Origin of the sequence: Parageobacillus caldoxylosilyticus NBRC 107762, from assembly GCF_000632715.1 — a bacterium.
GTDB classification, from domain to species: Bacteria; Bacillota; Bacilli; order Bacillales; family Anoxybacillaceae; genus Saccharococcus; species Saccharococcus caldoxylosilyticus.
The window spans coordinates 38,405-45,240 of record NZ_BAWO01000054.1 but is presented as its reverse complement, the minus strand read 5'-3'; the positions used below and the strand labels follow the sequence as shown (position 1 = coordinate 45,240).

Here is a 6,836-nt window from a genome sequence, read left to right as displayed (position 1 = left end):
GTTTATAAGGGAGGATTAGCTCAGCTGGGAGAGCACTTGCCTTACAAGCAAGGGGTCGGCGGTTCGATCCCGTCATCCTCCACCACGGTTGTATATAGAAACACCAAGCGATGCCTCGACATATTGAATATCCATGAATCATCTGTCATGGGAAATACAGCAAGGTTTACATAAATTTGTTTATATGACTGATTCGGCTCGGTAGCTCAGTCGGTAGAGACAAGCATAAGCATCGATGGATTCGCTCCGAGTTGCCTCGACGCATCCAGCATCTCCGAAGTTGCTGGTAGAGGAAGAGGCAGAAGAATTCCTATTTATATGTTGAAATTGTAAAATTAGGGCTCGGTAGCTCAGTCGGTAGAGCAAAGGACTGAAAATCCTTGTGTCGGCGGTTCGATTCCGTCCCGAGCCACCACCTACTTCTTCTCATGTGCCGGCTTAGCTCAATTGGTAGAGACGAGCCTAAGCTTCTGTGAATTTGCTTCGAGTTGTCCCGACGCATCCAACATCATTGAATGAGCTAGAAGAGGAAGGGACACAAAAACTAAGCATGTATGTCATACTTCTCGTGCCGGCTTAGCTCAATTGGTAGAGCAACTGACTTGTAATCAGTAGGTTGCGGGTTCAAGTCCTGCAGCCGGCACTGCTACAACAATGCGCGACCCATTAACTCAGCAGGGAAGCGACGAGCTAAACATCCATGAATTCGCTCCAAAGTTGCCTCGACGCATCTAACATCATTGAATAAGCTAGAAGAGGAAGGGACAACGAAAATACGGAGTGTTTTGATTCATCGCACGAGCCATTAGCTCAGTAGGGGAGCAACGAGCTTAGACTTCGTCGAATAAGCTCCGAGTTGTCCCGACGCATCCAGCATCATTGAATAAGCTAGAAGAGGAAGGGACAACGAAAATACGGAGTGTTTTGATTCATCGCACGAGCCATTAGCTCAGTAGGTAGAGCATCTGACTTTTAATCAGAGGGTCGGAGGTTCGAGTCCTCCATGGCTCACCACCTTGCGGGTGTGGCGGAATTGGCAGACGCACCAGACTTAGGATCTGGCGCCTCACGGCGTGGGGGTTCAAGTCCCTCCACCCGCATGCATAAGTGTACGCGGAAGTAGTTCAGTGGTAGAACACCACCTTGCCAAGGTGGGGGTCGCGGGTTCGAACCCCGTCTTCCGCTCCACCATTCGCCGGGGTGGCGGAATTGGCAGACGCACAGGACTTAAAATCCTGGGGTAGGTAACTACCGTGCCGGTTCGAGTCCGGCCCTCGGCACGTGCGCTCGTAGCTCAATTGGATAGAGCATCTGACTACGGATCAGAAGGTTAGGGGTTCGAATCCTCTCGAGCGCGCCATAGCGGGAAGTAGCTCAGCTTGGTAGAGCACATGGTTTGGGACCATGGGGTCGCAGGTTCGAATCCTGTCTTCCCGATTTTGGTCATATGGGGCCTTAGCTCAGCTGGGAGAGCGCCTGCTTTGCACGCAGGAGGTCATCGGTTCGATCCCGATAGGCTCCACCATCTGGTTTAAATGATTTGTAATTCATGGCGGCGTAGCTCAGCTGGCTAGAGCGTACGGTTCATACCCGTGAGGTCGGGGGTTCGATCCCCTCCGCCGCCATTGTAATGGACCTTTAGCTCAGCTGGTTAGAGCAGACGGCTCATAACCGTCCGGTCGTAGGTTCGAGTCCTACAAGGTCCACCATATTTTCAATTTGCTGGAGGAGTACCCAAGTCTGGCTGAAGGGGTCGGTCTTGAAAACCGAGAGGCGCCGCAAGGCGCGCGGGGGTTCGAATCCCTCCTCCTCCGCCATAGAGTTTGTCAATTATTCCTTTTTATCGTCGCGGGGTGGAGCAGTCCGGTAGCTCGTCGGGCTCATAACCCGAAGGTCGCAGGTTCAAATCCTGCCCCCGCAATCTGTATAGGTCCCGTAGTGTAGTGGTTAACATGCCTGCCTGTCACGCAGGAGATCGCGGGTTCGAGTCCCGTCGGGACCGCCATTCCTAAAAATTAAGCAACGAAATAATTGAAGTATAGACAAATTCCCTATGTCGGTGGTTTAGCTCAATTGGTAGAGACGAGCCTAAGCTTCTGTGAATTTGCTTCGAGTTGTCCCGACGCATCCAACATCATTGAATGGGCTAGAAGAGGAAGGGACACAAAAACTAATCATGTATGTCATACTTCTCGTGCCGGCTTAGCTCAATTGGTAGAGCAACTGACTTGTAATCAGTAGGTTGCGGGTTCAAGTCCTGCAGCCGGCACCAGACTAGATTGTGGCGACTATGGCGAAGTGGTTAACGCACCAGATTGTGGCTCTGGCATGCGTGGGTTCGATTCCCACTAGTCGCCCCATGCTATGCGGGTGTAGTTTAGTGGTAAAACCTCAGCCTTCCAAGCTGATGTCGTGGGTTCGATTCCCATCACCCGCTTCTCGGGCCTATAGCTCAGCTGGTTAGAGCGCACGCCTGATAAGCGTGAGGTCGGTGGTTCAAGTCCACTTAGGCCCACCATTATTGCATTTTATCTTATCATGAGTTAAACTATAATTAGACTGACTTTATCTTGCAATTGTTTCTCGACGAGGAATACATCAATAAATCCATTTCAAATTGCTTCAACGCATCTAGCTTCCTGAGACGGCTGATAGAGGAAGAGGCAGTAAGCATACCGAAAGACGGCTTTTTATTAGGTTTTATTGTTCCGCAATAGCTCAGCGGTAGAGCAACCGGCTGTTAACCGGTAGGTCGTAGGTTCGAATCCTACTTGCGGAGCCATACGGAGAAGTACCCAAGTGGCTGAAGGGGACGGTTTGCTAAACCGTTAGGTCGCAGTTTTGCGGCGCGCGGGTTCAAATCCCGCCTTCTCCGCCATTGAATATGGCCCGTTGGTCAAGTGGTTAAGACACCGCCCTTTCACGGCGGTAACACGGGTTCGAATCCCGTACGGGTCATCAAAAGCACCGGAATAACTGGTGCTTTTCTTCTTTTATGCACAAAAAATATTGATAACAGAGAAAAACGAAATTTGTCGAATTTTGCGTTTTATCGTTGCAATATCATATATTGTCTGCTATAATTAATACTGTTAGTTCCATTTGGCAAGAAAAAAAGTATAAGCTGTACGCAATGGGATTTATTATCATTACTCGCTTCATTGTCAATAACGGTTATGGGGACAACGCAGTGTTTCGTTTCTAGGAAGAACGAGGCATTGCGTTTTTATTTTTTATGTTAATAATTGAAACGCTGCCTCTCCTCCATGAATTTGGAAAAACATGTTTTTCATTGATTCCAATATTTTTTCACACTGTTCTCGTTGCATGGAAGGCAGTAAATAGACAATTTGTATGGCGTTTTTGGTTTCTTTGGTGACAGCAGTTCGCTTGGAATCGACAATTGGACTGCCGAAAGGTCCATGCATATCTTTCGACACAAGCTTTTGGGCAAAATTAACGGTACGCCCGTTGATTGCCATATATTCGTCTTGTTCGGTTCCGATATCAATCGTAATCGGTTCCTCCAGTTTATCGAGATCATAAATACCGATTGGAATTTTATAATACAGTGAAAAGAAATTATTGACGTCAGCTGCGGAATGAATCGTTGAGATAAAACTTTTCTTCTGAATCCGCCGGTACAAACTCTCAGAGGAAGGGCGGTATCTGCTTGGATCTGTTCCTATGGTTTTAAAGATTTTGCGCCATTCTGCCAGTTCAGGAATATCGGCAATGGCAGTTTCCTGAAGGTCAAAGTAAATCGATTCTTGAAATAATTGGAGTCTTCCTTTTAGCATTTGCGGAGAATCGTCGACAACGATATGATGATAAAGGATAATTCCTAATTTAAATGAAGGGATCATTTGTTTAAGAGCGTCGGCAACAATCGCTTCCATGTATTTCTCACCTCGGATTTTTTCTTTCATTGTAACATATATTGCGAAATTTGAGGAAAGGAGGGATTGCGATGGATGTGATGGCACTTAAACAGGAAATTATTGAATATAGCAAAACAATCGGAATTGATAAAATTGGCTTTGCCAGCGCGGATCCGTTTGTGGAGCTAAAGGAGCGATTACGTCGGCAGCAGGAGTTAGGATATCAATCGGGGTTTGAAGAACCGGATATTGAAAAGAGAACAACCCCTTCCCTGCTTTTGCCGGAAGCAAAATCGATCATTGCGATTGCTTTAGCATACCCGTCGAAAATGAGAAACGCTCCCCGCGGTACGAAAACGGAACGAAGAGGGATTTTCTGCCGAGCGTCATGGGGCAAGGACTATCACGATATTTTGCGCGAGCGCCTGGAGAAATTAGAAGCGTTTATTTTGGAAAAAGTGCCGCAAGCCCGTGTCAAATCGATGGTAGATACTGGGGAGCTGGCGGACCGTGCTGTTGCCGAGCGCGCAGGAATCGGCTGGAGTGGTAAAAACTGCTCCATTATTACTCCTGAGTTTGGCTCTTTTGTTTATTTAGGAGAGATGATTACCAATATTCCATTTCCTCCCGATGAACCGATTGAGAGCCGCTGTGGTACGTGCACGAAGTGTATTGATGCCTGCCCAACAGGAGCGCTTGTGCAAGGTGGACAGTTAAATGCGCAGCGATGTATCTCATTGTTGACACAAACGAAAGGCTTTTTAGCCGATGAGTTTCGCGATAAAATCGGAAACCGCTTATATGGCTGTGATACGTGCCAAATGGTTTGTCCAGAAAATAAGGGGAAAGATTTTCACTTACACCCAGAGATGGAACCAGATCCGGAAGTGGCAAAGCCAAAGCTGATTCCGCTTTTGCATATCAGCAACCGCGAATTTAAAGAGAAATTCGGCCCGGTGGCGGGATCGTGGCGCGGGAAAAAACCGATTCAGCGCAACGCCATTTTAGCTTTGGCACACTATAAGGATAAAACAGCGATCCCTCATTTGTTAAAGTTATTAAAAGAAGACAGACGTCCAGTCATTCGCGGTACAGCGGCATGGGCGCTCGGAAAAATCGGTGATACAAGTGTAATTACGGATTTACAAAAAGCGAGCCAAACAGAAAAAGACCCGGAAGTTCTTGCTGAAATAGAAAAAGGCCTGCAATTGTTGCAAGCATCGAAAGAATAGGGAAAGTTTCGCTCTTTGCCACATAAGGTAGTAACAAAAAAGAAAGTGGGGAGCGACGTGAAAAAGCAACTGCAACATTTGCTGAAAACGCAGGCGCAACTATTTGTTTCTACCAGGGACGATATGATGGAGGAAGCGGTAGAGAGAAAAAGGCGGCTGTGCGAAAAACGCGGGGCGGAAATAGTTCGTTGCACGATCCATTGCCAAGTTGTAGGCAAGCATGTAATGGAAAACGAAGCAAGGCTTTCTTATTGCGCTCATTATCAGTTTTTGATCAAGCATGGCCGTGAGATGTACGTCGAGGAGCAAATAGAGGAAAGACAGGCGTATTTTTTGGATGGAGAGTTAGTAAAAGATGAAAAGGTAAGCAAAACGGATGGGGAAATGGATTCCCCGCGTTTAGAACGCGAGATGCCAGTCGATGAGCGAATTTCCTATGAATATAATCGGGCAAAGGCGGTGCGTTATGCGGAAATATGGTGGAACAGCTATAATCCGGCGTTTCCGAAGTTTGATGTCGATTGCACTAATTTTGTATCACAATGTTTATATGCCGGCGGAGCGCCGATGACCGGATATCCGAACCGCGCTAAAGGATGGTGGTGCAAAAACAACAGTTGGAGCTATAGCTGGGCGGTGGCACATTCGTTCCGCTGGTATTTAAGCGGATCGCGCGTTGGATTGCAGACTGTGGAAGTATCATCGCCAGAACAATTGATGGCTGGGGATGTTATTTGTTATGATTTTCAAGGGAACGGCCGTTTTGACCATTCGACGATCGTCGTGGCGAAGGATAAAGATGGGATGCCGCTCGTAAACGCGCATACTACCAACAGCCGCATGCGTTACTGGTCGTACGAAGATTCTAGTGCGTACACGCCGAATATCCGTTATAAGTTTTTTCATATTATCGACCGAAAATAATGCTATCGTTTGGGGTGAAGCAATTATGCCATTACATGTCGTATTGTACCAACCAGAAATTCCAGCAAATACAGGAAACATCGCCCGCACTTGCGCGGCGACCGATACGGCGCTCCATTTGATTCGTCCACTTGGCTTTTCTACAGATGATAAAATGTTAAAGCGCGCGGGGCTGGACTACTGGCCGTATGTCAATATTTCTTATTATGACTCGCTAGACGAGTTATTTGAGCAGTACCCGCACGGAGAGTTTTACTTTATCACGAAGTTTGGCAAAAAATATTATGATTCCTTTGATTTTAGCGATACCGAAAAAGACCTTTTTTTTGTGTTTGGCCGGGAAACAACGGGATTGCCGAAAGATTTGCTCGAGGCAAATATGGACCGTTGCCTGCGCATCCCAATGAACGACAAAGTCCGCTCCTTAAATTTATCGAATACGGCGGCGATTTTGGTGTATGAAGCGCTGCGCCAGCAAAAATTTAATGGTTTATCTTAATAAAAAACGACCTTCTGAAAAGGAGGTCGTTTTTTTGGCATTAATTTTTCACGCCCGGTTTATCTTCATAACCAGCTGTAAAGATCGCGCTTAAAAAAGCGATGATCACGCCTAATACAAGCAATGTACGCATCGCGATTCCTCCTTTACGAAATGATGGCTCTGTCTCCTTCATTATAGCGAATATGACAAGCCTTGTGAATGGAGGAGCGGTTGGAACAATGAGACAAAATTTTTTTTGCAACGAATGATACAGGACATCCTTGCATACATTGTAATAATCTTGCTGTTAGACATCAA

General features: G+C 46.8%; 4 protein-coding genes and 22 tRNA genes. 25 read left to right on the top strand and 1 reads right to left on the bottom strand.

From position 1 onward, the window contains the following. The first annotated feature begins 9 nt into the window (after positions 1–9). The 22 genes from GCA01S_RS14505 (at position 10) to GCA01S_RS14400 (ending at position 2,958) form a co-directional block, all read left to right on the top strand. Positions 10–85: transfer RNA gene (locus GCA01S_RS14505), tRNA-Val, on the top strand. A gap of 254 nt (positions 86–339) precedes the next feature. Beyond that, a tRNA-Phe gene (locus GCA01S_RS14500) sits at positions 340–415 on the top strand. 155 nt (positions 416–570) lie between these two features. Then, positions 571–643, top strand: a tRNA-Thr gene (locus tag GCA01S_RS14495). Positions 644–938: 295 nt separating this feature from the next. Continuing rightward, positions 939–1,014: transfer RNA gene (locus GCA01S_RS14490), tRNA-Lys, on the top strand. Positions 1,015–1,018: 4 nt separating this feature from the next. Next, positions 1,019–1,100 (top strand) — tRNA-Leu (locus GCA01S_RS14485). 13 nt (positions 1,101–1,113) lie between these two features. Next, positions 1,114–1,188: transfer RNA gene (locus GCA01S_RS14480), tRNA-Gly, on the top strand. 6 nt (positions 1,189–1,194) lie between these two features. Continuing rightward, positions 1,195–1,280: transfer RNA gene (locus GCA01S_RS14475), tRNA-Leu, on the top strand. A 3-nt stretch (positions 1,281–1,283) separates the two neighbouring features. After that, a tRNA-Arg gene (locus GCA01S_RS14470) sits at positions 1,284–1,360 on the top strand. 3 nt (positions 1,361–1,363) lie between these two features. Next, a tRNA-Pro gene (locus tag GCA01S_RS14465) sits at positions 1,364–1,437 on the top strand. A gap of 12 nt (positions 1,438–1,449) precedes the next feature. After that, a tRNA-Ala gene (locus GCA01S_RS14460) sits at positions 1,450–1,525 on the top strand. A 26-nt stretch (positions 1,526–1,551) separates the two neighbouring features. Then, a tRNA-Met gene (locus GCA01S_RS14455) sits at positions 1,552–1,625 on the top strand. A gap of 7 nt (positions 1,626–1,632) precedes the next feature. Continuing rightward, positions 1,633–1,709: transfer RNA gene (locus tag GCA01S_RS14450), tRNA-Ile, on the top strand. A gap of 15 nt (positions 1,710–1,724) precedes the next feature. Then, positions 1,725–1,817, top strand: a tRNA-Ser gene (locus GCA01S_RS14445). Positions 1,818–1,847: 30 nt separating this feature from the next. Beyond that, a tRNA-Met gene (locus GCA01S_RS14440) sits at positions 1,848–1,921 on the top strand. An 8-nt stretch (positions 1,922–1,929) separates the two neighbouring features. Continuing rightward, a tRNA-Asp gene (locus GCA01S_RS14435) sits at positions 1,930–2,005 on the top strand. Between the two features lie 191 nt (positions 2,006–2,196). Then, positions 2,197–2,272, top strand: a tRNA-Thr gene (locus GCA01S_RS14430). Between the two features lie 12 nt (positions 2,273–2,284). Then, a tRNA-His gene (locus GCA01S_RS14425) sits at positions 2,285–2,360 on the top strand. 6 nt (positions 2,361–2,366) lie between these two features. Then, positions 2,367–2,437: transfer RNA gene (locus tag GCA01S_RS14420), tRNA-Gly, on the top strand. Positions 2,438–2,441: 4 nt separating this feature from the next. Further along, positions 2,442–2,518: transfer RNA gene (locus GCA01S_RS14415), tRNA-Ile, on the top strand. A 189-nt stretch (positions 2,519–2,707) separates the two neighbouring features. Continuing rightward, a tRNA-Asn gene (locus GCA01S_RS14410) sits at positions 2,708–2,782 on the top strand. 3 nt (positions 2,783–2,785) lie between these two features. Further along, positions 2,786–2,878: transfer RNA gene (locus GCA01S_RS14405), tRNA-Ser, on the top strand. A gap of 8 nt (positions 2,879–2,886) precedes the next feature. Beyond that, positions 2,887–2,958: transfer RNA gene (locus GCA01S_RS14400), tRNA-Glu, on the top strand. 275 nt (positions 2,959–3,233) lie between these two features. Here the strand turns inward: GCA01S_RS14400 and GCA01S_RS14395 are convergent. Further along, positions 3,234–3,899: a B3/B4 domain-containing protein gene (locus tag GCA01S_RS14395; RefSeq protein ID WP_042410917.1), complete on the bottom strand. Its 666-nt coding sequence runs from the start codon at positions 3,897–3,899 to the stop codon at positions 3,234–3,236. Positions 3,900–3,970: 71 nt separating this feature from the next. Here GCA01S_RS14395 and queG point away from each other — a divergent pair, with 71 nt between their 5' ends. The 3 genes from queG to trmL are packed head-to-tail and all read left to right on the top strand — an operon-like array spanning position 3,971 to position 6,536. After that, a complete protein-coding gene (gene queG / locus GCA01S_RS14390; RefSeq protein WP_042410915.1) occupies positions 3,971–5,113 on the top strand; it encodes a tRNA epoxyqueuosine(34) reductase QueG in 1,143 nt (380 codons plus the stop codon). A gap of 57 nt (positions 5,114–5,170) precedes the next feature. Beyond that, complete coding sequence (locus GCA01S_RS14385) at positions 5,171–6,037, top strand: amidase domain-containing protein (RefSeq protein WP_017436592.1); 867 nt, start codon at positions 5,171–5,173, stop codon at positions 6,035–6,037. Between the two features lie 25 nt (positions 6,038–6,062). Next, the gene (gene trmL / locus GCA01S_RS14380) at positions 6,063–6,536 is read left to right on the top strand and encodes a tRNA (uridine(34)/cytosine(34)/5-carboxymethylaminomethyluridine(34)-2'-O)-methyltransferase TrmL (protein WP_017436593.1); all 474 of its coding nucleotides are present in this window, start codon (positions 6,063–6,065) and stop codon (positions 6,534–6,536) included. Positions 6,537–6,836 lie beyond the last annotated feature (300 nt).